At 56.3% G+C, this 23,994-nt stretch carries 22 protein-coding genes and 2 tRNA genes; 17 read left to right on the forward strand and 7 right to left on the reverse strand.

Annotation, left to right across the window (positions count from 1 at the left end; all coding sequences use genetic code 11):
- Nucleotides 1-20: 20 nt before the first annotated feature.
- The 3 genes from ACWFVE_RS04585 (at nucleotide 21) to ACWFVE_RS04595 (ending at nucleotide 5,358) form a co-directional block, all read left to right on the forward strand.
- Complete coding sequence (locus ACWFVE_RS04585; RefSeq protein WP_447528113.1) at nucleotides 21-1,295, forward strand: efflux RND transporter periplasmic adaptor subunit; 1,275 nt, start codon at nucleotides 21-23, stop codon at nucleotides 1,293-1,295.
- The gene (locus tag ACWFVE_RS04590) at nucleotides 1,295-4,474 is read left to right on the forward strand and encodes an efflux RND transporter permease subunit (protein WP_447528114.1); all 3,180 of its coding nucleotides are present in this window, start codon (nucleotides 1,295-1,297) and stop codon (nucleotides 4,472-4,474) included. The genes ACWFVE_RS04585 and ACWFVE_RS04590 overlap by 1 nt, the downstream gene beginning before the upstream one ends.
- A 200-nt stretch (nucleotides 4,475-4,674) precedes the next feature.
- Nucleotides 4,675-5,358 (forward strand): hypothetical protein, encoded by a 684-nt coding sequence (locus tag ACWFVE_RS04595; protein ID WP_447528115.1) that lies wholly within the window; start codon nucleotides 4,675-4,677, stop codon nucleotides 5,356-5,358.
- Nucleotides 5,359-5,448: 90 nt separating this feature from the next.
- Here ACWFVE_RS04595 and ACWFVE_RS04600 read toward each other — a convergent pair whose 3' ends face one another.
- Nucleotides 5,449-6,069 carry a TetR family transcriptional regulator gene (locus ACWFVE_RS04600; RefSeq protein ID WP_447528116.1) on the reverse strand — a complete coding sequence of 207 codons (621 nt, stop codon included), beginning with the start codon at nucleotides 6,067-6,069 and terminating at the stop codon, nucleotides 5,449-5,451.
- A 196-nt stretch (nucleotides 6,070-6,265) separates the two neighbouring features.
- Here ACWFVE_RS04600 and ACWFVE_RS04605 point away from each other — a divergent pair, with 196 nt between their 5' ends.
- Nucleotides 6,266-7,297: a succinylglutamate desuccinylase/aspartoacylase family protein gene (locus tag ACWFVE_RS04605; RefSeq protein WP_447528117.1), complete on the forward strand. Its 1,032-nt coding sequence runs from the start codon at nucleotides 6,266-6,268 to the stop codon at nucleotides 7,295-7,297.
- A 299-nt stretch (nucleotides 7,298-7,596) separates the two neighbouring features.
- Nucleotides 7,597-9,069: a catalase gene (locus tag ACWFVE_RS04610; RefSeq protein WP_447528118.1), complete on the forward strand. Its 1,473-nt coding sequence runs from the start codon at nucleotides 7,597-7,599 to the stop codon at nucleotides 9,067-9,069.
- Between the two features lie 54 nt (nucleotides 9,070-9,123).
- On the opposite strand, the gene dusA is transcribed toward ACWFVE_RS04610, so the two are convergent.
- Nucleotides 9,124-10,137, reverse strand: coding sequence for a tRNA dihydrouridine(20/20a) synthase DusA (dusA, locus tag ACWFVE_RS04615; protein ID WP_447528119.1), 1,014 nt, complete (start codon nucleotides 10,135-10,137; stop codon nucleotides 9,124-9,126).
- A 711-nt stretch (nucleotides 10,138-10,848) separates the two neighbouring features.
- Here dusA and ACWFVE_RS04620 point away from each other — a divergent pair.
- Genes ACWFVE_RS04620 through ACWFVE_RS04635 form a run of 4 tightly spaced genes read left to right on the forward strand, consistent with a single transcriptional unit; the run spans nucleotide 10,849 to nucleotide 13,243 of the window.
- Nucleotides 10,849-11,598: a hypothetical protein gene (locus ACWFVE_RS04620; RefSeq protein ID WP_447528120.1), complete on the forward strand. Its 750-nt coding sequence runs from the start codon at nucleotides 10,849-10,851 to the stop codon at nucleotides 11,596-11,598.
- Between the two features lie 3 nt (nucleotides 11,599-11,601).
- Nucleotides 11,602-11,973 (forward strand): hypothetical protein, encoded by a 372-nt coding sequence (locus tag ACWFVE_RS04625; protein ID WP_447528121.1) that lies wholly within the window; start codon nucleotides 11,602-11,604, stop codon nucleotides 11,971-11,973.
- 53 nt (nucleotides 11,974-12,026) lie between these two features.
- Nucleotides 12,027-12,320, forward strand: a complete 294-nt coding sequence (locus ACWFVE_RS04630; RefSeq protein WP_447528122.1) for a hypothetical protein — start codon at nucleotides 12,027-12,029, stop codon at nucleotides 12,318-12,320.
- An 11-nt stretch (nucleotides 12,321-12,331) separates the two neighbouring features.
- Nucleotides 12,332-13,243 (forward strand): hypothetical protein, encoded by a 912-nt coding sequence (locus tag ACWFVE_RS04635; RefSeq protein WP_447528123.1) that lies wholly within the window; start codon nucleotides 12,332-12,334, stop codon nucleotides 13,241-13,243.
- A 2-nt stretch (nucleotides 13,244-13,245) separates the two neighbouring features.
- On the opposite strand, the gene ACWFVE_RS04640 is transcribed toward ACWFVE_RS04635, so the two are convergent.
- The 3 genes from ACWFVE_RS04640 to ACWFVE_RS04650 all read right to left on the reverse strand — a co-directional run bounded on the left by ACWFVE_RS04640 (nucleotide 13,246) and on the right by ACWFVE_RS04650 (nucleotide 14,766).
- Nucleotides 13,246-13,533: a DUF4113 domain-containing protein gene (locus ACWFVE_RS04640; RefSeq protein ID WP_447528124.1), complete on the reverse strand. Its 288-nt coding sequence runs from the start codon at nucleotides 13,531-13,533 to the stop codon at nucleotides 13,246-13,248.
- 584 nt (nucleotides 13,534-14,117) lie between these two features.
- Nucleotides 14,118-14,537 carry a type II toxin-antitoxin system HicB family antitoxin gene (locus tag ACWFVE_RS04645; protein WP_447528125.1) on the reverse strand — a complete coding sequence of 140 codons (420 nt, stop codon included), beginning with the start codon at nucleotides 14,535-14,537 and terminating at the stop codon, nucleotides 14,118-14,120.
- A 46-nt stretch (nucleotides 14,538-14,583) separates the two neighbouring features.
- The gene (locus ACWFVE_RS04650) at nucleotides 14,584-14,766 is read right to left on the reverse strand and encodes a type II toxin-antitoxin system HicA family toxin (RefSeq protein WP_447528126.1); all 183 of its coding nucleotides are present in this window, start codon (nucleotides 14,764-14,766) and stop codon (nucleotides 14,584-14,586) included.
- 186 nt (nucleotides 14,767-14,952) lie between these two features.
- Here ACWFVE_RS04650 and ACWFVE_RS04655 point away from each other — a divergent pair, with 186 nt between their 5' ends.
- On the forward strand, nucleotides 14,953-15,522 hold the full coding sequence (locus tag ACWFVE_RS04655; RefSeq protein ID WP_447528127.1) for a hypothetical protein: 570 nt from the start codon (nucleotides 14,953-14,955) through the stop codon (nucleotides 15,520-15,522).
- A 13-nt stretch (nucleotides 15,523-15,535) separates the two neighbouring features.
- Here the strand turns inward: ACWFVE_RS04655 and ACWFVE_RS04660 are convergent, their stop codons facing one another.
- Complete coding sequence (locus ACWFVE_RS04660) at nucleotides 15,536-16,060, reverse strand: helix-turn-helix domain-containing protein (protein ID WP_447528128.1); 525 nt, start codon at nucleotides 16,058-16,060, stop codon at nucleotides 15,536-15,538.
- Nucleotides 16,061-16,335: 275 nt separating this feature from the next.
- Between ACWFVE_RS04660 and gltX the strand changes: the two genes are divergently transcribed.
- From gltX to ACWFVE_RS04675, 3 genes are all read left to right on the forward strand, one after another.
- Nucleotides 16,336-17,814 (forward strand): glutamate--tRNA ligase, encoded by a 1,479-nt coding sequence (gene gltX, locus ACWFVE_RS04665; protein ID WP_447528129.1) that lies wholly within the window; start codon nucleotides 16,336-16,338, stop codon nucleotides 17,812-17,814.
- Between the two features lie 145 nt (nucleotides 17,815-17,959).
- Nucleotides 17,960-18,035 (forward strand) — tRNA-Ala (locus ACWFVE_RS04670).
- Nucleotides 18,036-18,062: 27 nt separating this feature from the next.
- A tRNA-Glu gene (locus ACWFVE_RS04675) sits at nucleotides 18,063-18,138 on the forward strand.
- Between the two features lie 598 nt (nucleotides 18,139-18,736).
- Here ACWFVE_RS04675 and gltA read toward each other — a convergent pair.
- Nucleotides 18,737-20,026, reverse strand: coding sequence for a citrate synthase (gene gltA, locus ACWFVE_RS04680; protein ID WP_447528130.1), 1,290 nt, complete (start codon nucleotides 20,024-20,026; stop codon nucleotides 18,737-18,739).
- A 492-nt stretch (nucleotides 20,027-20,518) separates the two neighbouring features.
- Here gltA and sdhC point away from each other — a divergent pair, with 492 nt between their 5' ends.
- From sdhC to ACWFVE_RS04700, 4 genes are read left to right on the forward strand one after another with little or no spacing between them, the layout of a single operon-like run.
- Nucleotides 20,519-20,896 carry a succinate dehydrogenase, cytochrome b556 subunit gene (gene sdhC / locus ACWFVE_RS04685; protein ID WP_447528131.1) on the forward strand — a complete coding sequence of 126 codons (378 nt, stop codon included), beginning with the start codon at nucleotides 20,519-20,521 and terminating at the stop codon, nucleotides 20,894-20,896.
- On the forward strand, nucleotides 20,890-21,237 hold the full coding sequence (gene sdhD, locus ACWFVE_RS04690; protein ID WP_447528132.1) for a succinate dehydrogenase, hydrophobic membrane anchor protein: 348 nt from the start codon (nucleotides 20,890-20,892) through the stop codon (nucleotides 21,235-21,237). Before sdhC ends, sdhD begins: the two co-directional genes overlap by 7 nt.
- A 3-nt stretch (nucleotides 21,238-21,240) precedes the next feature.
- Nucleotides 21,241-23,013 (forward strand): succinate dehydrogenase flavoprotein subunit, encoded by a 1,773-nt coding sequence (gene sdhA / locus ACWFVE_RS04695; RefSeq protein ID WP_447528133.1) that lies wholly within the window; start codon nucleotides 21,241-21,243, stop codon nucleotides 23,011-23,013.
- A gap of 41 nt (nucleotides 23,014-23,054) precedes the next feature.
- Nucleotides 23,055-23,765, forward strand: a complete 711-nt coding sequence (locus ACWFVE_RS04700; protein ID WP_447528134.1) for a succinate dehydrogenase iron-sulfur subunit — start codon at nucleotides 23,055-23,057, stop codon at nucleotides 23,763-23,765.
- Nucleotides 23,766-23,994: the final 229 nt, after the last annotated feature.

The following is a 23,994-nucleotide window of genomic DNA, read 5'->3' on the forward strand; positions in this document are numbered from 1 at the left end:
AATGAATGGGAATACCACGTATGAACAGAGTGATTCACTCAACGAGAGCGAGTCTGGTGACGTTGATAGCTGCACTGACGTTAAGTGCCTGTGGTGGGGACGAAGAGCCTCAACAGCCACAGCAATCCGCGCAAGAGCGGCCGCCGCACGAAGTCGAGGTGGCCGATGTCGAGCGTCAGGATTTACCGATCAATAAATCCTACCCCTCGATGCTTAGAAGCGATAACGAAGTCGTGCTGGTCGCGCGGGTCGACGGCGCCCTGGAAGAGCGCCACTTTCAACCAGGCCAGATGGTCGAGCAGGGCGATTCGCTCTACACCATCGAGCCGGACCGCTACGAAGCCGCCGCCAACCAGCGCCAGGCAGACCTGGAAAGCGCCCGCGCCCAGGCCTCGCGCGCCCAGCGCGACGCCCAGCGCTTCGAGCAGCTTCTAAGCCAGAACTCGGTGAGCCGCCAGCAGTACGACCAGGCCGTTTCCGACCAGCGCGTCGCCCAGGCCAACGTCGCCCAGGCCGAAGCCGGGCTCTCCAGCGCCAATCTGGATCTCGACTACTCCAACGTGACCGCGCCGGTCAGCGGTTTGATCAGCTTGAGCCAGATCAACTTGGGCAACGTGGTCACTTCAGGAACCGAGCTTGCCACGATCACCCCGCTCGACCCGCTGGAAGTGCGCTTTCAGCTACCCCAGCGCGATGCCTTCGAGCTACGCCGCCAGATGAACGACGACGCCAATAACTCGACGATCGTCGCCCGGCTGAGCGTGCCCGGCCTAAGCGGCAGCGCCGACGCCGAGCTCGAAGGCGAGCTCGAATTTTTGGGTTCGCGCGTGGACAGCGGCACCAGCACCGTCCAGGCCTCGGCCACGTTTGAGAACCCGGACGGCGCGGTGCTGCCGGGCCAGTTCATTCGCGTACGTTTGGATGGCCTCAAGCGCTTTAGCGTGATCGCCGTGCCGGAAATTGCCGTTACCCAAGGCCTGATGGGCCCCCAGGTGTTCGTGCTCGACGACGAAGACAAGGCGCGTGAGCGCACCGTACAGCTTGGCGATGTCGCCGGCCCCTGGCAGATCATTCTGGATGGGCTGGAAGAAGGCGAGCGTGTGATCGTTGGCGACCCGGCGGGCATCGAGCCTGGCATGGTCATCGACCCCCAACCCTTCGATGGTGACGCCGACAATATCGTCGAGGACGTAGAAGAGGCCGAAGCCGAGCAAGAGCGCGAGGAAGCCGAGCAGCTTTCAGGCATGGCGGACGGCGGAATGCCGGCCGGTGAAGGAGAAGAGGGTGCGCAATAATGAACTTCTCTAACTTCTTTATCAGCCGTCCGATTTTCGCCACGGTACTGGCGATCATCCTGACGCTGATAGGCACGATGGCGATGCGGATACTGCCGATCGAGCAGTATCCCAGCGTCGTACCGCCCACGGTCTCGGTGCAGGCCCAGTTCCCCGGCGCCGATGCGGAAACCGTGGCGCAAACCGTGGCAGCCCCCTTGGCCGAAGCCATCAACGGCGTCGAGGACATGCTCTACATGACCTCGAACAGCGCCGATAACGGCATCATGAGCCTGAGCGTGGCGTTCAATATCGGCACCGATGGCGACATCAACACCATCAACGTCAATAACCGGGTTCAGGGCGCGCTTTCCCAGCTCCCCGAGCAGGTGCAGTCCCAAGGGGTGCAGGTCGAACTGCGCTCCGACTCGATTTTGATGCTGGTAGCGCTGACCTCGCCAAGCGGCGATTACAACAACGTCTACATGCAGAACTACGCCACGCTGAATATCCTCGACGAGCTGCGTCAGGTGCCCGGCGTCGGTAATGCCGAAGTATTGGGTGGCGGCGAGTTCGCCATGCGGATCTGGATGGACCCGGACAAGCTGGCCCAGTTCGATCTGACGCCCAGTGAAGTCGCCAGTGCCATTCGCACGCAAAATACCGAAATTCCGGCGGGTAACCTGGCCTCCTCCCCCCAGGGTGAGCCGCGTGCCTATACCTATACCATTACCGCCGGCGGGCGGCTTTCTGACCCGGACGAGTTCCGTAACATCTACCTGCGCACCAACGAGGATGGCTCCTCGCTGCGCCTGGAAGACGTGGCGCGTATCGAGCTCGGGGCCTCGTTTTATGGCGTTAGCGCTCGCTTGAACGGCGCGACCATGACGCCGATCATCATCAACCAGCAGCCCGGCGCCAACGCGCTTTCGACCGCCGAAGCGGTACGCAACACCATGCAGGACCTGGAGAGCCGCTTTCCGCCCGGGCTCGAGTACGTAACGCCTTACGATACGACGCTGTTCATCGATGCCTCCGTGGAAACCGTTTTCCACACCTTCATCGAAGCGTTTTTGATCGTTGCCGTGATTTTGTTCATCTTCCTGCAGAACTGGCGCTTTACGGTGATCGCCATGTCGGTGGTGCCGGTCTCGGTCATCGGTACCTTTGCCGGCTTTTATATGTTCGGTTTCTCGATCAACCTGCTGACGCTGTTCGCGCTGGTACTGTCGATCGGGATCGTGGTGGATGATGCGATTCTGGTGGTGGAGAACGTCGAGCGTGTGATCAGCGAAGACGAGGACATCACCGTGCGTGACGCCACGATCCAGGCGATGCGCGAGGTCGGCGGGCCGGTAATCGCGACCTCCTTGATCATGGCCGCGGTGTTCGTGCCCGTCGCGTTTTTGGGCGGCTTTACCGGCCAGATCTACCAGCAGTTCGCGATCACCGTGGCCGTCTCGGTAGCGCTTTCCGCGCTGATGGCACTGACCTTTACGCCGGCGCTTTCGGCGATCTTCATCAAGCACAACCTCAACCACGAACGGCCGTCGAAGTTTCGCCGTGCGATCAGCACGCCGCTTCGCCTGTTCGATCGTATGTTTGCCGGTATTACCGCGGTCTACATGTGGTGTGTGAAAAAGCTGGTTCGCTTCTGGCTGCTGGCGCTCGCCCTGACCCTGGCGGTGGGCGCTGGCTCGTTCTGGCTCTACTCGATTACCCCCTCGACACTGGTACCGGAGACGGACCAGGGGATCGTGCTGGCCAGCGTGTCATTGCCGGATGCTGCCTCGCTCGACCGTACCGAGAACTACATGGCGAAACTAAGCGCGGCGATCGAGGAGATCGAAGGCGTGCAGTACTCCTCGGCGGTGGCGGGCTACGACCTGCTGGCCGGCTCGGTCAACACCGCCCGTGGCGTCATTTTCGTCAACATGCTGCCCTGGGGGGACCGTGACCTGACCGCGGATGCCCTGGTAGGCCGGATCATGGAACTGGGCGCGGGTATCGATGGCGGTAGTGCCATGGCCTTCAACGTGCCGCCCATCATGGGTCTTTCGACCACCGGCGGTTTCACCGGCTACCTGCAGTCCTTCGACGGTGCCTCGACCCGGGAGCTTTACGAAGCCTCGCTACAGATCATGGGCGCGGCCAACCAGCACCCGGCGCTTAACCAGGTATTCTCGACGTTCAACGTCAACGTGCCCTCCTACCGGGCCGACATCGACCAGCAGAAGGCGCTGAGTTACGGCGTGGCGCTGGAGAATATCAACTCGGCGCTCTCCAATACCTTTGGTAACGGGTTCGTTAACTACTTCAGCTACCAAAACCGTAACTTCCAGGTGTATCTGCAAAACGAGGACGAGTTCCGGAAAACGCCGGACGACCTGAACAGCGTCTACGTGCGCGGCGGCAGCGGCGAGCGTATCCCGCTTTCCGAGTTCGTCACCCTCGAGCGTCAGGTCGGGGCGTCGGTGGTGTCGCGCTTCGGTGTTTACACCGGCGCTCAGTTCCAGGGCGGTGCGGCACCCGGCTACAGCTCCGCCGAGGCGATCGAGGCGATGAACGAGGTCGTACTCGACACCCTGGGCCCCAACTGGGGCATGGGCTGGACCGGCACGGCGTACCAGGAAGCCAACCTGGGCAACACTGCCTCGCTTGCGATCATCTTCGGTATCCTGATGGTGTTCTTGATTCTCGCGGCGCAGTACGAAAGCTGGGCGCTACCGCTGGCGGTACTGACCGCGACGCCGTTCGCCTTCCTGGGGGGTATCGGCGGGATCGTGCTGCGCGGGCTGGATACCAGTGTCTACGTGCAGATCGGGATGCTGGTGGTCGTGGGGCTTGCGGCGAAAAACGCCATCCTGATCGTGGAGTTCGCCGAGCTTCAGCGTAAGGACGAAGGCAAGAGCATTCGCGAGGCGGCGATTACCGCTGCGGAGCTTCGCTTCAGGCCCATCGTCATGACCTCGCTTGCGTTTATCTTCGGTACGCTGCCGCTGGCGCTGGCCACCGGGGCGAGTGACGTGAGCAGCCACCACATCGGTACCACGGTGGCAATGGGAATGGCGTCGGTGGCGATTCTGGGCAGTCTTTTCGTGCCCTCGTTCTACGCCATGATCGCCTCTACCGCCGACTGGATGCGGCGCAAGAGCAAAGGCAAAAAGCACGACGAACGTCTGGAACATCAGCAGAGCTGATTACGTGTTCCATTGACGCGTGCACATCGAGCGGGCCCTTCGGGGCCCGCTTTTTTTGGCCGGTTTGATCGGCGTCAAGGTGGGCCTGGGCAAAAGCGCGTAATTTGACCTAAACTTGCTTATGAAACGTTTAGGCTTGTACCAAAAACCACAACAACAGGCCAAAACCGACCAGGCAACCACCTGGAGGAGGACACGCCATGCAACCGATTCTCTCGGCCGCTTTATTATTTCCTACTATCGTCTTTACATTCGTGCTCGGCTTGTTAGCGCTTTACTGGCTGCTGGTGCTGGTCAGAATCGCCCCGCTCGAGCTGTTCGAACACGACAGCCTGCGCGATGACCACATGGCCAGCACGCTGGTATCGCTTGGGTTTACCGGTGTGCCGGCGACGCTTGCGCTGACCATTCTGATGCTACTGGCCGGTGGCATGACGCTTACGCTGGAACTTTTGGTACTGCGTTGGCTGGAGCTTGGCATGCTGCGCGTGCCGCTCGGCGTGGTGATCGTGTGGGGGTCGCTTGCCATTGCATCGCCCCTGGCCGCCGCTATTTGCCAGGGCCTGGCACGCGGACTTAACCGCTTTGCGCCTTTCAAGCGCCGTAGCCTTTTGGGGGTCACCGTCGAGGTGACGACCCTCGAAGGTGCCGAGCTTTCCCAGGCGGTGGTGGCGCACAGGCCGCGCTGCAGTGTGAAGCTTCATTGCAAGGAAGATGACGCATTCAACGTTGGCGAGCGCCGGGTACTGGTCAAGTATCTCGAGGACGAAGGCGCCTACCGCAGCGTAGAGGAGCAAACCTACATGGACACCCGCCAGCGTTTGAACACGCTGCGCCTGCGCCACAAACATCAGGGCGCCGCCGCGCACTCCCAGTCTTTATGAGAAGCAAAAGCCCGCCTTATAGGCGGGCTTTTTACAGGCAAGCTCCTGGCAGCGTTCTTTGTAGAGTAACGCGGCCAGAGTCAGGGAGGTTCAGCCGTTTTGATGGCGTATCAGCTTGATGAGCGTCTCGATGATTTCCGCACCGCGCTCGCTTAGCGAGTAGCTTTCCGGGGCCCTGAGCCAGTCGTGAAAAAGCCCGCCCAGGGTGGCCTGCACCAGGCGCGTGGCAACTTCCGGCGTTACGCCTTCGCGCAGTTGCTGTTGTTGGCTGGCCATTTTGAACAGGCAGAGCATTTCATTGAAACACTCTTCGTTGATCTCTTTTTGCATCTCGAGCGGGTTGATGTCGCTAAAAAACTCGCAGCGGTGCAGCAAGATGGAAAGGATGCGCCGGTGCGAGGGTTGCTCCAAACGCCGCATGCCGGCCAGGCACGCCAACTGTATGGCGTCCACGGGCGAGACGTTGGGGTCGACGTTCTTGACCTCTTCGACCAGCGATTGAAAAGGCATGCGCACGCGCTCGACCAGCCCCATGAACAAATCGCCCTTGTTCTTGAAGTGCCAGTAAACCGCGCCGCGGGTCACCCCGGCGTGGCGGGCCACTTGCTCGAGCGAGGTGCGGGCAACGCCTTTATCGAAAAACACCTCTTCAGCTGCGTTGAGCAGAGCTTCACGCGTCGCTGCCGCTTCTGCCTTGGTTTTTCTAGCCATAACGCAACCCTGATAACTACCTCGAAAGAGAGACATTTTATCTGAAATGCCGCCTTTTTACATTCAAAACTGTATGGTTAGCTGACCAATGTCATCATCGACGACAATTAACGTTTAATCTGGTGTAAAAGAGTGACTCATTCGGGGCACCCGCGCCGCTTTAGGCCGCGCTTTCATCACATCGACAGGAACCGTCATGGCACAAGCACCGTTCAAGATAGCAGGCCACACTCTTCAGCCCGGCCAGCGGCTGCAAATCGATGTGCCGGTCGCGCGCCTTTACACCCATACGCCGCTGCATATTTCCATCGAGGTCGTTCACGGGCGCAGGCCAGGGCCTGTCATGATGGTGTGCGGCGGTATTCACGGCGACGAGATCAACGGTGTGGAAATCGTGCGGCGTCTGTTGCGCTCGCGCTCGATCAAAAGCCTACGCGGCACCTTGATCGCCGTGCCCGTGGTCAACGTGTTCGGTTTTCTTCAGCAGACCCGTTACCTGCCGGACCGGCGCGATTTGAACCGCTGCTTTCCCGGCAGTGAAAAGGGCTCGCTTGGCGGGCGCATCGCCGCGCTTTTGCGCGAAGAGATCGTCGATCACGCCACGCACATCATCGACCTGCACACCGGCGCCATTCACCGTACCAACCTGCCGCAAATTCGCGCGCAGCTCGAACCCGACAGCGAAACAGCCCGCATGGCGGATGCCTTCGGGGCACCGGTCATCTTGAACGCCGAGCTTCGCGAGGGCAGTCTTCGCCACTACGCCCAGAACCGCGGGATCCCGGTGCTCACCTACGAGGCCGGCGAGGCGCTGCGCTTCGACGAGTGGGCGATTGCGCCGGGGGTGCGCGGTATTCTACGCGTTATGCGCCGGCTCAAGATGCTTTCCGGCGAGCAGCGCCGCCGCCTGCCGGCCCCGGCGGAGCTTGCCAATGGTTCCAGCTGGGCGCGCGCGCCGATCGACGGCATTCTGCGACCCAAGGTGCGCCTGGGGGCCCGGGTCGCCAAGGGCGAGGTGCTGGGTAAGGTCGCCGACCCATTCGGTAACGACGAAGGGGACGTGCTGGCCATGGCCGACGGTATCGTGATCGGCATGAGCCGCTTGCCGTTGGCCAACGAAGGCGAGGCGCTCTACCACATTGCCCGCTTCGACGAGATCGAAGAGGCGGAAACCGCAATCGAAAGCTTCCAATCGAGCCTGGAGCCCGTCTCCGACCCCATGTATTGAACATGTATTGAAAGAGTGCTTTTTGAACGCCGTGGCCATTCGCCGTTTTTAGTGTCCGCCGTTTTTAATGTCCGCCGTTTTTAATGTCATAGGTTAAAGCGTTGAAATGGTGGGTAGTCGATCGTTAATAGCTATGGGGGCTATAGCAAGCCGTTGGGCTGGGTACATGGCATGATAGGCCCATCCTGGCTATAACTGTTGGACACATACACACGCCAGCATCAACCAATGGGCGACTTGCCAAAGCCAAAAACGAAGGTGGCCCTTTAGAGGCCCCGGATCGTGACATGGAGGAAGGTATGACGAACGGTAAATCCAATAACACCACGACGGACGCCGGTATTCCGGTTTCCAGTGATGAACATTCGCTTTCCGTAGGCCCGGACGGCCCAATCGTACTGCATGACCACTACCTGATGGAGCAAATGGCGGCGTTCAACCGGGAAATGATTCCGGACCGCCAACCCCACGCCAAGGGCGGCGGCGCCTTTGGTCACTTCGAGGTGACCCACGACGTCAGCCAGTACACCCGCGCCAAGTTCCTGCAGCCGGGCAAGAAAACCGAAATGCTCGCGCGTTTCTCCACGGTGGCCGGCGAAGGCGGCAGCCCGGATACTTGGCGCGACCCGCGGGGCTTCTCGCTGAAGTTCTACACCGAAGATGGCAACTTCGACATGGTGGGTAACAATACCCCCGTGTTCTTCGTGCGCGACCCGCTCAAGTTCCAGCACTTCATCCACTCGCAAAAGCGCCGCGCCGATAACGGCCTGCGCGATCACGACATGCAGTGGGACTTCTGGACGCTTTCGCCGGAATCCGCCCACCAGGTCACCTGGTTGATGGGTGATCGTGGCGTACCCGCCACCTGGCGGCATATGAACGGCTACTCCAGCCATACCTACATGTGGGTCAACGACAAGAGCGAGCGTTTCTGGGTCAAGTACCACTTCAAGACCGACCAGGGCATCAAGTGCATGACCCAGGAGCAGGCCGATGAAATGGCGGGGACCGACGCGGACTACCACCGTCGCGACCTGTTCGACTCCATCAAGCGCGGCGAACACCCGACCTGGACGCTGCAGGTCCAGATCATGCCCTTCGAGGATGCCAAGACCTACCACATCAACCCGTTCGATTTGACCAAGGTGTGGCCGCACGACGACTACCCGCTGCAGGAAGTGGGCAAGATGACCCTCGACCGCAACCCGACCGATTTCCACACCGAAATCGAGCAGGCGGCGTTCCAGCCCAGTAATTCCGTACCGGGTACCGGCTTCTCGCCGGACAAGATGCTGCTGGCGCGGGTCATCTCTTACGCCGATGCCCACCGTGCCCGCTTGGGTATCAACTACCAGCAGATTCCGGTCAACGCCCCGAAAGCCGAGGTGAACAGCTACGCCAAGGGCGGCCGGATGCGTTTTGCCAATACGTCGGACCCGGTCTACGCGCCCAACAGCAAGGGCGGCGCCCACGCCGACCCGAACGCCGTCCCGGAAGACGCGGTATGGGAAGCCGATGGCGAGCTGGTACGCGCCGCCTACACGCTGCGCCCGGGTGATGGCGACTTCAACCAGGCCAACGACCTGGTCAACAAGGTAATGGACGACGCCGCCCGCGACCGTTTGGTGAACAACATCGTCGGCCACGTTTCTGGTGGGGTGGAAGAGCCGGTTCTGTCCCGCGTATTCGAGTACTGGAAAAACGTCGACCCAACGATCGGCGAGCGCGTCGAGCAGGGCGTCATGGAAAACCGCCGGAAAGAAGGCAAGTAACGCCCCAGGGAGTTCGCTAAAACGAACCCGCCACGGCTGACCGTGGCGGGTTTTTTATGCGCTGTTTTCGGGCTCGCGGACCAGACTTAGCGCTTCATCGAACAAGCGCAGGCCCGCGCCCTCCTTGTGGGCGTTTTCGGAAAGGTGGCGACGAAAACGCCGCCCACCGGAACAGCCCTGAAAGAGCCCCAGCAGGTGGCGGGTAATGTGGTTGAGCTTGGCGCCTTCATCCAATCGCATCTGGATATAGGGTTTGAACGCCTGAGCCGCCGCCAGGCGCGTGGCCGCCGGGCCCGGCTCACCGAAGATCGCCTGATCCACCCCGGCCAGTAGCCACGGGTTCTGGTACGCCTCGCGGCCCACCATGACGCTGTCCACGTGCTCGAGCTGGGCTTGGCACTCATCGAGGGTTTTAATACCGCCGTTGATGCCGATATGAAGCCCCGGGTTCGCTGCCTTCAAGCGGTGTACGCGTGGGTAGTTCAGCGGCGGCACGTCCCGGTTCTGCTTGGGCGATAAGCCCTGCAACCAGGCCTTGCGCGCGTGCACACTAAACGTGGTGCAGCCCGCCTCGGCGACCATATCGATAAACCGCGCCAGGTCCGCGTCTTCGTCCTGGTCATCGATGCCGATCCGACACTTCACCGTCACCGGAATAGTGACCGCCGCCTGCATGGCCTTCACCGCCGCCGCCACCTTCTCCGGGTAGCCCATCAGACACGCCCCGATCAGGTTGTTCTGCACCCGGTCGCTGGGGCAACCCACGTTCAGGTTGACCTCGTCGTAGCCCCACTCTTGCGCAATCGCCGCGCACTCGGCCAGCTCCCCCGCGTCGCTGCCGCCCAACTGCAGCGCAATCGGATGCTCGACTTCGTTGTAACCCAAAAACCGCTCCCGCGGCGAGCCGTGCAGAATCGCCCCGGTGGTGACCATCTCGGTGTAGAGCAGGGTGCGTTTGGTCAGGGTACGGGCAAACGCTCTGTAGTCTCTCGTAGTCCAGTCCATCATAGGGGCCACTGAAAATCGGCGGCCTCGGTCTGCGCTATTTTCGATAGTTAAATCAGTCATTTAGATAATTTCTTTAGCTGTATAAAAATACAGCTATAATGGTGTTGTGTGCTTGAAAATGTACCCTGAGTGTACCCGGCAGAGACGAATTCAAAATCATCAGTAGCATGGTACACAGCAGGTGCTTTTCAGGGACGTAAAGAGGTTTGGCGGCTATTGTACGGAAGAAAGGGGAGCGCTCCCAGAGCCAGCGCCGAGCAGTCGCGTTTAGTAAGCGTCTTCAAGCCGCGATGGGTTTGTCTAAGCACATAATTGAGGCCAAAGATCAGGGCTAATGCGATGGTCTGTAAGGTTATGGTGGGTTAAGCTCGCTTAATCGGGTTGCTGGTTGAGCTCGTGCTTTGTTTTTCTATTAGTGAGTGGGCTGACCAGTGAATCGATCCGGCGAAAATCTTAGGCGTGCAGGTGCGGGGCCACTCGATGCAAGGCACTTTGAACGACGGCGACTGGGCGCTGGTCAACCGCACCGCTCGCGACCCGAAGCAGGAAGGAGGGGGCTTTTAAGTGGGGAGCGGCGGATCAAGCGGGTGCAGCGGTTGGCCGGGGCGCGCTGTACCTGATCAGCGATAATGAGCTTTACCAGCCGTAGATGATCAAGCCGCAGGATATAGGGGATCTGGAGATTCTGAGGCGGTGTGAGATTCGGATTGGGCGGGTGGTTTGAATTACTTAAAAATTCAAACTGGTTGTGGATATTGTAGAGAATAAATAATGGAAGATTTTTCCCCTTTTGCTAGGTTAGTAAGAATTGTTTCTGAAGCCAGCCGGTGTAGTGAAAGCATGCCAACTAATAGGGTTTGGGCACAAGTCATAGGTCATGATTATACTGACACTATTGAAGTTTATGAAAACTCCTTGGATTTTTATAATCTTATAAAATATAACGAAAATATTATTAGTATTTTAGTCAATGACCAAGCAACAAAAGATTTATATGAAAAGGAGTTTAAAACACTTAAATCCCTTCCTCCAACCTTTCTTTCGGGTAATTCTTGGAATGCTAATAAAAGAAGCACTGTTGGAAGTGTGAAATTTGCCTTGGATATGGGAAAGGCATTGTATGATAGTTCAGTAGAGAAAAAAGAAATAAAAGTAGATGATGAGTATCTTTCGAGCCTAAAAGATGCAGCTGAAAAACTTCTTGATAGCATTATGAATAGCGATCTTCCTCGTGAGCTAAGACTTAAGCTATGTGATGATGTTATAAAGATTAAGAAATCTATAAGTCGATACGAATTGCATGGCTTAGATGGTATTGAAGAGGCAGTGTCTACCCTTGGTGGAAGAGTAGGCCTACACCCAGATGAGTTAGATAAAAGTAAATGTAGTGATTTTCACTCAAAGCTGAATAAAACATTTTTAGCTTACATGGAGTTGGCTAAAGCTGCTAATAGCACCTCTGCTCTAATCACCAATATTACGAAGTTTGTTAGATCGCTGGGCATTGACTTGGGAGAGTAACAAATGAAGAAAATAAATAGCATTGTTTTTACAACTTTGTTTGTCTGTTCTTTTTCTCTAACTGTGCGCGCGGAAACCATTGATGAGCTTATGAGCGAGGCTCGTGGGCTTGTTTCTACTGGTTTCGATATGTCGACTTATGGTTCTTCATCGAACAGTGAAGAAGTAGCGCAGTGTATGGATAAGATGCGAGAGCATCAGTCTCAAGTTGATGAGCTGCGCTCTCGTATCGCTGAGCTCCCTTTTAGCGTATCTAAATCCAATCTGGATATGGCTGCTATTGATTTGAATCGATGCTTATCGTGCGTGCCTGACGCTATTTCTAGCTGTGAGACCGCTAATGAGTTGTTAGATTCAGCAGAGCAGTATCAATAATGAACACTTTGCTCAAGATCAGAATCTTCCGTATTTGATTTTTAAGGTGATTTGTGAAAGATGTTTTAGTTGCTTTTCTTGACTTTCTTAAGATACCGGTTGGCATTATCCTTCCGTATTTGCTGCTAAAAGGTAAGGTTAAAACCTTTATGCTGAAAGATTTGATCTCTAAGAAAGTCCTAGAAATAGATGCTGTTAAAAAAAAGGTGAGGCGAAAAATTGAAAATTCAGCAATAGATTTTAATAGTTTTAATCCGCATGATAAAGTTAAAAAAGTGGATACTGAATATGCAAAGGATGTTCTTTCGGAATTTATGAGTCTGCGTTTCATGCCGATAGGAACTTAGCAACAGTTGCCATGGTTTTATATAAAGTTTTTGAGCGCTTTCACTTGGAAATGGATTTTTATTGTAAAAATTTAGGTTATGTGAAATCAGGTATCAATAAAGGTTCTTTTTATTTTTTCTTTAATGCAACCTTGGGTTATATTGAATCTTGCGCTGTTCGCTCTGTTGAGTTCCCTAAGAAGTTAACAATTTTGAGAAGTCCATCTTATGGAAAAAAAGGTAGGCCTTTATTGCCTTCCGATAATTTGAATACTTTAAAGGGTCTTGAGCAAGGTCCCCTCTACAGACATGATAGGTTTGATGCTGCCGGTTATTTTTTAGAAGCGATAGGGTTTGATGTAAATGAAAATAACTATTTAATGGCAAAGTCGTATTTTTCGGCTATGAAGAGCAATTCTTTAGCTCTTTTCTTCTTTGTCGATAAAAGAATTTCAGTGCCGTTAGAAATTGATGTTTCAAAAGAGCGTGAATCTCTATTTGGTAAAGAGGTTCTTTATTTTATAGGGCTGAGCTCTCATCGCCGCGCTAATGATGAAGGTGTTTTTGATATTTTTCATATATATTATGCAAATATTTCTGATTTTTATAAATTTGTAGATAACTCTCTTTTAGCCGAATTTGAAGATGTTTTTGGAAGTTGTTTTGAGCGTGACTTTTTAGATGTTAAATTTTATGAAGATAGTCAGGTTGTTCGGGTTACAGTTCTAAAGGAAAAAGCATGCGAGCATTATTTGAAGAATGAAAGATCTATATGTTATGAAGCTTATGCTAGGTCTGGTAAGGGGTTTTGGAAGTTTGTTTTTGAGTCTCTTTTGAAAAATCCTTCTCTTTCATATTTTGTTTTTTCTTATAGCGCTTTCAATTTCATTAGAAAACTTGGAGCGACATGTTTAAATAGTGTTGAGAGAGTAAATAAAAAGTGATTTTAATGTTGCGCTGTTTTACGTCCTTTACGAGGCACCCCCTCATCCGTATAAGCCCGCATCAAGTCATCCCAGTTCGTCGTATACCGCGGGCTTCTATGCGCGCACCGTAAATGCCACGGCGCATTCTTCTCCGGTAGCCCCATCCGCACCGTGCCCTTACCCATCTTCTCGTTCATAGCTTTCATCGTGGCCATGAGCTGTTGGCTGCGCTGGCACTCGTCTTCCGTTTGCGAGGCGTCCATCAGGCTGAGCTGTTGGCCGTGCTGGTCGGTGAGGTCGAGCATCATCACGCCTGCCTTTTGTTAGTCGTACTTGGGCCGGTAGATATTACTTGAGCCGGCACTGGTCGCAGCGAAAACTTCCTAGGCGAGGCTCTTTTTTTGGGCCGCTAAAAAAAATTCAAGGCGGATGAACACTCGCTAAGAAGGGCGCGTTTACAAGACTAAAGCCCCGCGCAAGCAGTAATATTAGTCAGTCAAGGCTTGATTCATTATCTGGCGAGCGATAGCCCGGTATCGGTCACTGATACCGGGCTTTTTTTCATACCTTTTGGCGCGCCACCCAGGGTGCATTCATCAGGTTACTCTTGGTATGAAAGCACTCCCGTAGCGCGGGGTAACGAGCATTAGCGAGGCACCCGCGGCGGCGGCGCCAGCCGACTCGGATCGTGCCTGCCTCCCTTTAGCCGCGCTAGGCGCGGCTTTGCGACGGGTCGCAAGATCCGCGGGTGCGCCTTTCGGCTTACCCGCGCTACGGGCTTCGTGCCCTGGCGCACTCAAGCGCCACCCGGTCTACGGCCTAAAGCTTTCTCACACTAACTGAACGGCATTACGCTCACGCGGGGCTTTTCATTGAAAGCTTGTCGATGAACTCAGCCCGTTTGCCGCGCCCGGGCCAACTCGGCCATGGCGACGCGGGAGAGAAACCCTGAGCGAGACTTGTCGCCAGGATGACGGGCCACGAAGTCGTCGATCTGTTTGAGCAGCAAATCGGGCATGGTGACGTTGATCTTGTGGCTTTTGCCCAAGTACGGGGCGATGTCGATCTCGACCACGGCCCAGATCCAGCCGGCGAAGTCGGGGTTGTCCATGTGGTGTTCGATGGATGTGGCCTCGGGGATGGGGTCGCCCGCCTCGACGGCCACTTCCAGCCAGCCTTCGATGGCTTCCCTGGCGTTGGTCAGAGCGTCTTCGAAGGAGTCGCCGGCCGAATGGCAGCCGGGGAGGTCGGGCACCACGACGCCATAGGCGTGCTGTTCGTCGCCGCGTTCGACGGCAATGGGAAATAACATGGCTCTTCTCTCTCTGTAATGCTCAGTGGGGCCGCAGTGGTGAGCCTCATTCGAGGCCAACGCTTTTTCTGATTGCTTTGACCAGGCCCGTTTGTAGATCCTTTTTAGGATGCGGCACGGTGATCGTGCCGGGCTTGGTCGGGTGTCGAAAGTGGTGGTGGCTGCCTTTGATTCTGACGAGCTCCCAGCCATCCGCTTCCAACTCCTTGATCAGTGCTCTGCTGTTCACCTCTGGCCCCATTACCTATCGTTATAGGGTTACTATAACCCCGTAAAAATAAGAGAGTCAAAAAAACGCACGGCTCCACATTCGTAAAGGTTGACCGAATTCCTTTGGCAAGCCTGGAGCACTAGTGACGCATCCACACCTTTAATGGTATAGCGTAGAGGGTCACGTTCGGTGAGAGGAGAGGGTATGCGCAAAGCACGTGGTGTTATCGCCGTAGCGGTGGTGGGCCTTTTACTGCTGGCTGGCTGCAACGAGCAGATGGAGGAGGCGCCCACGACCGATGAGGTGCCCAGTGATGCCGTGCAAAGCGAAGGCGAAGAGCGCGTCGAGACACCCTCGCTCGAGGTGAGCTTTTCGCTTCATGCTCAACTGCGCTCCGACCGGCGCTTGATGGTGGAAGGTGAGTCCAACCTGCCGGACGGCGCGCGCGTGCAGGTGATCGTCGAGCGCGAGCTAAGCCGTGTGCGCTGGCAGTCGCGTACCCTGGTAAGCGGTGGCACCTTTACCGCGGGCCCCTTTGGTTCGGGCAGCGGGTTGCCGGATGGCGGTTATCTCGTGCGCGTACAGTCGAGCGAAGCCAGCGTTCAGCCACGCGCCGTGCAGGAGATCATTGGCCCTCGGGGGGATTACTTGAGCGGCGAGCTCGTTACACAAACTCGCCACGGGTTGGGGCAGGTGGCCACCTACTCACGGCGCTTTTTGGTGGGGAGTGAGCCAAGACGCACGCGTGACCAGGTGGAAATTATCGAAGAATGACGTAAAGGGTGCTTTAGGCAGGACACCAGTGAGCGAGTACGACGGCGTGGATCTCTTCATCGCTGGGCGCTTTCGAGAAGTGCGCTAGCGTGAATCGATCCTCGCGTTTGACCAGGTAATGCCCGGCTTTATGAAAGACGTGGGTCGGGCCAAGTAACAGGAGATCACCCGGGGAGGCGGGAGCGAAATCCGTGTTGGTCCCGGGCGTCGTCATGACACAGGGCGCTTTCCAGTCGATTTTTAGCGGCAGATGCGGGGGAGGCGTCAGCGTTGTGGCTTGCACCTGCTCCCAGGGAAGGGGGCCCTGGTGAGTCAGCGTCAGCAAGGGAGGCGCGCTATCGCCTTCCAGTAAGGTCGCCAGCGAGCAGTCCAGCGCGTCGGCCAGCGCCACCAGGCGCTCATGACCGATTTGCTTGATCGCGCCCGACTCCCAATACGAAATAGTCACATCCGACACGCCAACTTTTCTAGCAAGCGCAGCTTTATTAAGCTTTACCCGCTGTCGAAGCTGTTTGATACGTGAGCCTAGCGATTCCATTGTAGTTTCCCATTGATGAGCCAAACAAACTCGTTTGAATTACTTCCATTGTCGCCAATGGCGTACTTTACACGCTGAAAAACAAGGCTTTTCAGCATGGTCTTGCATCATAGGTATTGCGCTAGAAATAGCAAAGATACCTGGGCCTTAGTCGCTATATCCTTAGCAACTTTTTGTTAGGACGCTTTTTGGCCGAAGATGTTCCCCGGTCAGGCTGTTGGATACGCAATCGGCGCGTATAATGGCGCCACTTAGCTGTTAAAAAGGATACCCGCATGACCGTACGTACGCGCATCGCGCCATCTCCCACCGGCGACCCCCACGTCGGCACGGCCTATATCGCGCTTTTCAATCTGTGCTTTGCGCGAAAGATGGGCGGCGAATTCATTTTGCGTATCGAAGATACCGACCGCGTGCGCTCCACAGCTGAATCCGAGCAAATGATTCTGGATTCGCTTCGCTGGCTGGGTATCGAGTGGGACGAAGGCCCGGACGTGGGCGGCCCGCACGGCCCTTACCGGCAAAGCGAGCGCGGCGATATCTACGCGCGCCACGCCGAAAAGCTCATCGACGCCGGCTACGCGTTCAAATGCTACCGCACTAGTGAAGAACTGGACGAGCTGCGCGAGGCGCGCAAGAAAGCCGGTCTTCACCTGGCGCTCAAGCCGGCCGACCTGGCCCTCGATGAAGAGGAGCAAAGCCGTCGTGAAGCCGAGAGCTGGCCGTTTGTGGTGCGCATGAATGTCCCCAGTGATGGCGTGTGCGTGGTGGACGACATGCTGCGCGGGCGCATCGAGGTCGAGTGGGCCCAGGTGGATGCGCAGATCCTGATGAAGTCCGACGGTATGCCGACTTACCACCTGGCCAACGTGGTGGACGATCACCTAATGGGGATTACCCACGTGCTGCGCGGCGAAGAGTGGATCAACTCGGCCCCCAAGCACCAGCTGCTTTACGAGTACTTTGGCTGGGACATGCCCACGCTTTGCCACATGCCGCTGCTGCGCAACCCGGACAAATCGAAGCTCTCCAAACGCAAGAACCCGACCTCGATCAACTACTACCGCCGTATGGGCTTTTTGCCCCAGGCCGTGACCAACTACCTGGGCCGCATGGGCTGGTCGATGCCCGACGAGCGCGAAAAGTTCAGCCTGACCGAAATGGTCGAGTCCTTCGATATTCAGCGGGTGTCGCTGGGCGGGCCGGTGTTTGATCTGGAGAAGCTTACCTGGCTCAACGGCGTCTATATTCGCGAAGACCTGGACGACGATGCGCTCTTGAGGGCGCTGCGCGAATGGGCGTTCAACGAAGAGTACGTGAAGCAGATCCTGCCCCAGGTACGTACAAGGGTAGAAACGCTCTCCCAGGTGGCGCCGTTGGCTGGCCACTTTTTCTCCGGGTTGCCCAACCTGAAAGAGGATGACTTCGAAAGCGTGAAGCTCGAGCGCGAAGAGCTGGTGAAGCTGTTGCAGTTTTTAGTCTGGCGTTTCGAGGGTGTAGCCGCCTGGAACAAGGAAGCGCTGCTGGCCGAGGTTCAAATGCTGGCTGGTGCGTTCGAGCTCAAGATGAAGGCGTTTCTAGCGCCGGTGTTCATCGCGATAACCGGCACCAGTGCCAGTACCTCGGTGATGGACGCGATGGCGATTCTTGGCTCTGACGTGACGCGGGCACGGCTTCGTCACGCCATCGAGGTGCTGGGCGGCGTTTCGAAAAAGCAGGCGAAGCGCTTTGAGAAAGAGTTTCGTGCGCTGTAGTCAAGCCTGATTCACCAGGTAACAGCAAAGGAGCACGAACGGCCAGGCAGGGAAGGGTGCCGGTTTCTTCAGGTAGAAATCGGCGCTTTTCTGGTTGACGAAGGCGAGTCTAATCAGTACTATACGCAGCGTCTTCACGACACGTGGGGCCTTAGCTCAGCTGGGAGAGCGCGACACTGGCAGTGTCGAGGTCAGCGGTTCGATCCCGCTAGGCTCCACCATTTTAAAGCGCACGCTTGTGATGTTTTGTCCCATTCGTCTAGTGGTCCAGGACACCGCCCTTTCACGGCGGTAACAGGGGTTCGAACCCCCTATGGGACGCCACATCATCTTCTGAAATACCTTCCCGCTTAATGTCTTTTATATCGTAACCCTGTAAGGGGTTGGCGAGAATTCTCGACGTCTGAATCCCGCTTTCAGGGCCAATTTTTTGCTTTTTTATGCTTGACTTGTCCACTTTTGCATTGGCGGAGGTGGGGTTGTGCACAAGGCGTTGCTAATTGCCCAAAAAATCAGCGCTTTAACTTTTAACTATATAAATCAGTAACTTATGTTAGATCAAAAAATAACCAATTTAAAGAAAAGCCAGTGTTCATGGCGATTCCGGGACGTTTTATGGTGGTTGTGAACAGGGTTATCCACAGATAGTGTGGAAAAAGCGACTCCCTTTCCGCTGGGGTAAATTGTCAAGGTCAAAATGGTCGCAGGAGAGCGTTTTTTTGCCTATAAAAGCCGCCTGCTTATAGCGTTTCATGCAGCACAAGCGAAGGCGCCGCTAACCGCACCGGGAAAGCATTCAAAGAGCAAGCCTTATGGGTGAAGCGCGGCCCCTGAGAGAGCGAAGAAGGGGGTTGGTCGAACTGTGTACTGCCCAACGTAAAAAGGCCGCCCTGGGGCGGCTTTTTGGCGTTACGACGGCGCGTTACTTCTTGCTGGGGTAGTCGCGCTTCTCGTGGCCGGTATAAAGCTGACGCGGACGGCCGATCTTGTAGCTTTCGCTGAGCATTTCGTTCCAGTGCGAGATCCAGCCGATGGTGCGCGAAACGGCAAAGATCACGGTGAACATGTTGGTGGGGATGCCCATCGCTTTCAAAATGATGCCCGAGTAGAAATCGACGTTCGGGTAAAGCTTACGCTCGATGAAGTACTCGTCTTCCAGCGCGATTTGCTCGAGACGCTTGGCGATCTTGAGTTGCGGGTCGTCGGCCATGCCAAGCTCCGCCAGCACTTCGTCGCAGCTCTCTTTCATCACCTTGGCGCGCGGGTCGAAGTTGCGATAAACGCGGTGACCAAAGCCCATCAGCTTGAAGGGGTCATCCTTGTCCTTGGCCTTGTCGATGAAGCGCTGGATGTTCTCTTCGGAGTCGTCGCCAATCTCGTCGAGCATGGCCAGTACGGCTTCGTTCGCGCCGCCGTGGGCCGGGCCCCAAAGGGCGGCGATGCCTGCGCTGATACACGCAAACGGGTTGGCGCCAGTAGAGCCTGCCAGGCGGACCGTCGAGGTCGAGGCGTTCTGCTCATGATCGGCGTGCAGCATGAAGATCCGGTCCATGGCCTTGGCGTAAACCGGGTTGATTTTGTACTCCTCGCACGGGTTGCTGAACATCATGTAGAGGAAGTTCTCTGCATAGCTCAGGTCGTTACGCGGGTAGTTGAACGGCTGACCAACGTTGTACTTGTGCGACATCGCCGCCAGCGTCGGCATTTTCGCGATCAGGCGGATAGCGCTGATGTGGCGGTCTTCTTCCTGGGTGATGTCCATGTGGTCGTGGTAGAACGCCGCAAGGCCGCCTACTACGCCGCAAAGAATCGACATCGGGTGCGCGTCGCGGCGGAAACCCTTGAAGAAGTTGTTGATCTGGTCGTGAACCATGGTGTGGTTACGAATACGCGTTTCGAACTCCGCGTACTGCTCCTCGGTCGGCAATTCGCCGAACAGCAGGGTATAGCAAACTTCTACGAAATTGGACTCTTTGGCTAGCTGGTCGATAGGGTAGCCACGGTGTAGCAACATGCCCTGGCCGCCATCGATATAGGTGATGGCAGATTGGCAAGAGGAGGTGGCCATAAAACCAGGGTCGTAGGTGAAAAGGCCTTCGGCACCCAGGCCGCGTACGTCGATAACGTCAGGGCCTAGTGTGCCGGAATACATGGGTAGCTCGATCGGTTTATCGAGACCGTCTACCGTCAAGGTCGCTTTCCTGTCAGCCATGAAGGCCTCCTTTCGAATTCGGTTTGGGACGTTAAGTCGTTATTTCGCATACCGCGCCGGCGAAAAGGCTCGCCTACTATAGAAGGGTGCGACTTTTTGTCAATTAGCCTTAATAGGGGCAAATGTTATACAAAATTTATTATCAGATGGTTATTTTGTCTAATATTTTTAATAGAGAGAAGAAATTAGTGTGAACACGTACTAGAATGAATCCGTTAACAGGCTTATTAAGCCTGCTACCTTTCAAACACTATAACCATGCTGCAACGCAAAATCGACTCCACCCAAGGGCAATTTTTTTGCTCCGTAGTCGAGTTAGGTCTGCGTTCGGTTTGTAAGCGGGGGCGAAGGTTCTTATAATTCACCGCGCGCGACCGGCACATAGGTGGTCGTGCCCGACTTGGCAACGGCCGAGCCCCTTCCAGCAACCACTGCCCGCTCGGGGTAAGCCCGAACCTTCACAGAGTGGGCCAAAAGAGTGTGTATAACGCCGTGAATAGCAAACGACCCGTAAATTTAGACCTTTCGACCATACATTTCCCTTTACCGGCGCTGACGTCGATTGCTCACCGTATTACCGGTGTGATCCTGTTCGTCGGCCTGATTTTCGCCTTCTGGGCGTTGGGAAAATCCCTCTCCTCACCGGCTGGCTTCGATGCCGTTCGCGACGCATTAGCCACCAATATTCTGGCCAAGTTCATCGCCTGGGGCTTGTTGTCAGCGTTGGCCTTCCATTTCGTAGCCGGTGTTAAACATTTGCTCATGGATGCCGATATTGGTGTCACTTTGGAAGGTAGCGTGCAAAAAGCACAGATCACCGTGGTAGTGAGCGCAGTTCTGATCATCTTGGCAGGAGTCTGGGTATGGTAACCAACATCACGAGTTTCGGCCGTAGCGGCTTGTCCGACTGGCTAATGCAGCGCGTCTCCGCCGTCATTCTGGCCATTTATACGCTGTTCATCGTTGGCTACCTGCTGTTCAACCCGGGCCTCGATTACTACACCTGGAGCGGGCTTTTTAACCAGATCTGGATGCGGATCTTCTCGCTTTTGGCCTTTATCTCTATCGCCGCGCACGCCTGGATTGGCCTTTGGACAGTCACGACCGACTACCTCAAGTCCACTCGTCTGCGTGTCGGTGCCCAGGCCGTTATCATTTTGGCCATCTTTGTCTACCTGGTCTGGGGCATTCAAATTCTGTGGGGAGCTTAATCCATGTCTAACCTTCGTAGCCTGACGTTTGACGCCATTATCATTGGTGGCGGTGGCTCTGGCCTGCGCGCTGCTCTGGAACTTGCCAAATCCGGTAAGAAGACAGCGGTTCTTTCGAAAGTGTTCCCGACTCGCTCGCACACCGTGTCTGCCCAGGGTGGCATTACCTGCGCGATCGCCTCCTCCGACCCGGATGACGATTGGCGCTGGCACATGTACGACACCGTCAAGGGGGGCGACTATATCGCCGACCAGGACGCCGCCGAGTACATGTGTTCCGAAGGCCCGAAAGCGGTGTTCGAACTCGAGCACATGGGGCTGCCGTTCTCACGTACTGATCAAGGCCGTATCTATCAGCGCCCGTTCGGCGGCCAGTCGAAAAACTTCGGTGAAGGCGGTCAGGCGGCACGTACCTGCGCCGCGGCGGACCGTACCGGCCACGCGCTACTGCACACGCTTTATCAGAACAACCTCAAGAACAACACCACGTTCTTGAACGAATGGTACGCGGTCGATCTGGTCAAAAACGCCGAAGGCGACGTCGTGGGCTGTATCGCCATGTGCATCGAAACCGGTGAAGTCGTTCACGTTAAATCCAAGGCCACGGTGCTGGCCACCGGCGGCGCGGGCCGTATTTTTGCCTCCACGACCAACGCCTTGATCAATACCGGTGACGGTATCGGTATGGCGCTGCGCGCGGGCTTCCCCATGCAGGACATGGAGATGTGGCAGTTCCACCCCACCGGTATCTATGGTGCGGGTACGCTGGTCACCGAAGGGTGTCGTGGCGAGGGTGGATACCTGGTCAACAAGGATGGCGAGCGCTTCATGGAGCGTTACGCCCCCAACGCGAAAGACTTGGCGGGTCGCGACGTGGTCGCGCGTTCCATGGTCATGGAGATCCTCGAAGGCCGCGGCTGTGGCGATAAAGAAGACCACGTCTTCCTGAAGCTCGACCACCTGGGCGAAGAAGTACTGGGTAAGCGTCTGCCGGGTATCGTGGAGCTTTCCAAGACCTTCGCGCACGTCGACCCCGCCAAGGACCCGATCCCGGTCGTGCCGACCTGCCACTACATGATGGGCGGTATCCCCACCAACGTTCACGGCCAGGCGATTACTCAGGACGAAAACGGCAACGATCATATCGTCAACGGCCTGTTTGCCTGTGGCGAAGCGGCCTGCGTATCGGTTCACGGCGCCAACCGTCTGGGCGGCAACTCCTTGCTCGACCTGGTGGTCTTCGGTCGCGCGGCGGGTATCTTCATCGAAGGCGCGCTGAACGAAGGTATCGAGTATCTGGACGCCTCCGAGTCGGATGTCGAAGCCGCCATGAAGCGTATTACCCGCTGGAACGACTCCGAAGGCGGCGAGAGCATTCCGGAGCTTAAAGCCGAGCTTCAGGACATCATGCAGAACTCCTTCGGTGTGTTCCGTAAAGAGGACAACATGCAGGACGGTGTGAGGCGGCTGGATGCGCTGCGCGAGCGTATTGCGAACGCACACCTGCCCGACAAGTCCAATGCCTTTAATACGGCACGCGTTGAAGCGCTCGAGCTCGACAACCTGATGGAAGTGGCTGAAGCAACGGCGATTGCTGCCCTCGAGCGTAAAGAGAGCCGTGGTGCCCACTCGCGCTACGATTATCCTGACCGTGATGATGTCAACTGGCTGAAGCACTCGCTCTACTTCCCGCTCACCAAGGAGCTCAAGCAGCGCGACGTCAATTTCAAGCCGAAAACCGTTGATACGTTCGAGCCGAAGGTTCGTACCTACTAATTTTGCGCTGAACCAGTCTTCGCACTGACGAGGGAGTCACTATGTCCAATCTTCAGGTATCGATATACCGCTACAACCCGGAAACCGACTCCGCGCCGTACATGCAGGAGTTTCAGGTCGACACGAAAGACCGTGACCTGATGGTCCTCGACGTTCTGCACATCATGAAAGAGCAGGACAGCGGCCTGGCGTTTCGCCGCAGCTGCCGTGAAGGCGTATGCGGTTCCGACGGCATGAACATGAACGGCAAAAACGGTCTTGCGTGCATTACGCCGCTTTCCGATGTGGTCAAAAACGGTAAGCTGACCCTGCGCCCGCTGCCGGGTCTGCCGGTCATCCGCGACATGGTCGTGGATATGGGTATCTTCTATAAGCAGTACGAGCGCATCGAGCCGTACCTGCAAAACGATACCACGCCGCCCGCCATCGAACGCCTTCAGTCGCCGGAAGACCGCGACAAGCTCGACGGCCTGTACGAGTGCATCTTGTGTGCGTGCTGCTCGACCTCGTGCCCGTCGTTTTGGTGGAATCCGGACAAGTTCGTTGGCCCGGCAGGGCTCTTGCAGTCCTACCGCTTTTTGGCGGATACGCGCGATACCGCGACCCGCGAGCGTCTGACGGATCTGGAAGATCCGTTCTCCGTGTTCCGCTGCCGTGGCATCATGAACTGCGTGGCGGTGTGCCCCAAAGGGCTCAACCCGACCCGCGCGATCGGTAAGATTCGCGAAATGTTGCTGGCTGACGCCACGTAACCGTTTAATCTTTTAGAAAAAAGCAAGTGAAGTGCCGGTTGTCGTACAAAGCTACTTAAATCCCGGCGCTTCGCTTGTTATCATGGTATATATCATGTGGTGCGACGCCGCGTCGCAGTATCAATCAGCCACGTTTAAAAGCCGGTGCCCTTGTACCGGCTTTTGAGCATGAACTGAAAGCGAATTGCTAGATATCGAACCACGTGAAGGTTCCCGGCCTGTGCCGGTG

The organism is Vreelandella mediterranea, assembly GCF_970647075.1.

Excerpts from the sequence above, each read along its gene's own strand:
- ACWFVE_RS04660 (WP_447528128.1), bottom strand. The coding sequence starts at position 16,060 with ATGGAATCGCTAGGCTCACGTATCAAACAGCTTCGACAGCGGGTAAAG.
- gltX (WP_447528129.1), top strand. The coding sequence starts at position 16,336 with ATGACCGTACGTACGCGCATCGCGCCATCTCCCACCGGCGACCCCCAC.
- dusA (WP_447528119.1), bottom strand. The coding sequence starts at position 10,137 with ATGACTGATTTAACTATCGAAAATAGCGCAGACCGAGGCCGCCGATTT.
- ACWFVE_RS04645 (WP_447528125.1), bottom strand. The coding sequence starts at position 14,537 with ATGTTATTTCCCATTGCCGTCGAACGCGGCGACGAACAGCACGCCTAT.
- ACWFVE_RS04625 (WP_447528121.1), top strand. The coding sequence starts at position 11,602 with ATGAAGAAAATAAATAGCATTGTTTTTACAACTTTGTTTGTCTGTTCT.
- ACWFVE_RS04620 (WP_447528120.1), top strand. The coding sequence starts at position 10,849 with ATGGAAGATTTTTCCCCTTTTGCTAGGTTAGTAAGAATTGTTTCTGAA.
- ACWFVE_RS04610 (WP_447528118.1), top strand. The coding sequence starts at position 7,597 with ATGACGAACGGTAAATCCAATAACACCACGACGGACGCCGGTATTCCG.
- ACWFVE_RS04635 (WP_447528123.1), top strand. The coding sequence starts at position 12,332 with ATGGTTTTATATAAAGTTTTTGAGCGCTTTCACTTGGAAATGGATTTT.
- ACWFVE_RS04700 (WP_447528134.1), top strand. The coding sequence starts at position 23,055 with ATGTCCAATCTTCAGGTATCGATATACCGCTACAACCCGGAAACCGAC.
- ACWFVE_RS04590 (WP_447528114.1), top strand. The coding sequence starts at position 1,295 with ATGAACTTCTCTAACTTCTTTATCAGCCGTCCGATTTTCGCCACGGTA.
- gltA (WP_447528130.1), bottom strand. The coding sequence starts at position 20,026 with ATGGCTGACAGGAAAGCGACCTTGACGGTAGACGGTCTCGATAAACCG.
- sdhA (WP_447528133.1), top strand. The coding sequence starts at position 21,241 with ATGTCTAACCTTCGTAGCCTGACGTTTGACGCCATTATCATTGGTGGC.
- ACWFVE_RS04600 (WP_447528116.1), bottom strand. The coding sequence starts at position 6,069 with ATGGCTAGAAAAACCAAGGCAGAAGCGGCAGCGACGCGTGAAGCTCTG.
- ACWFVE_RS04640 (WP_447528124.1), bottom strand. The coding sequence starts at position 13,533 with ATGATGCTCGACCTCACCGACCAGCACGGCCAACAGCTCAGCCTGATG.
- sdhD (WP_447528132.1), top strand. The coding sequence starts at position 20,890 with ATGGTAACCAACATCACGAGTTTCGGCCGTAGCGGCTTGTCCGACTGG.
- ACWFVE_RS04595 (WP_447528115.1), top strand. The coding sequence starts at position 4,675 with ATGCAACCGATTCTCTCGGCCGCTTTATTATTTCCTACTATCGTCTTT.
- ACWFVE_RS04655 (WP_447528127.1), top strand. The coding sequence starts at position 14,953 with ATGCGCAAAGCACGTGGTGTTATCGCCGTAGCGGTGGTGGGCCTTTTA.
- ACWFVE_RS04605 (WP_447528117.1), top strand. The coding sequence starts at position 6,266 with ATGGCACAAGCACCGTTCAAGATAGCAGGCCACACTCTTCAGCCCGGC.
- ACWFVE_RS04585 (WP_447528113.1), top strand. The coding sequence starts at position 21 with ATGAACAGAGTGATTCACTCAACGAGAGCGAGTCTGGTGACGTTGATA.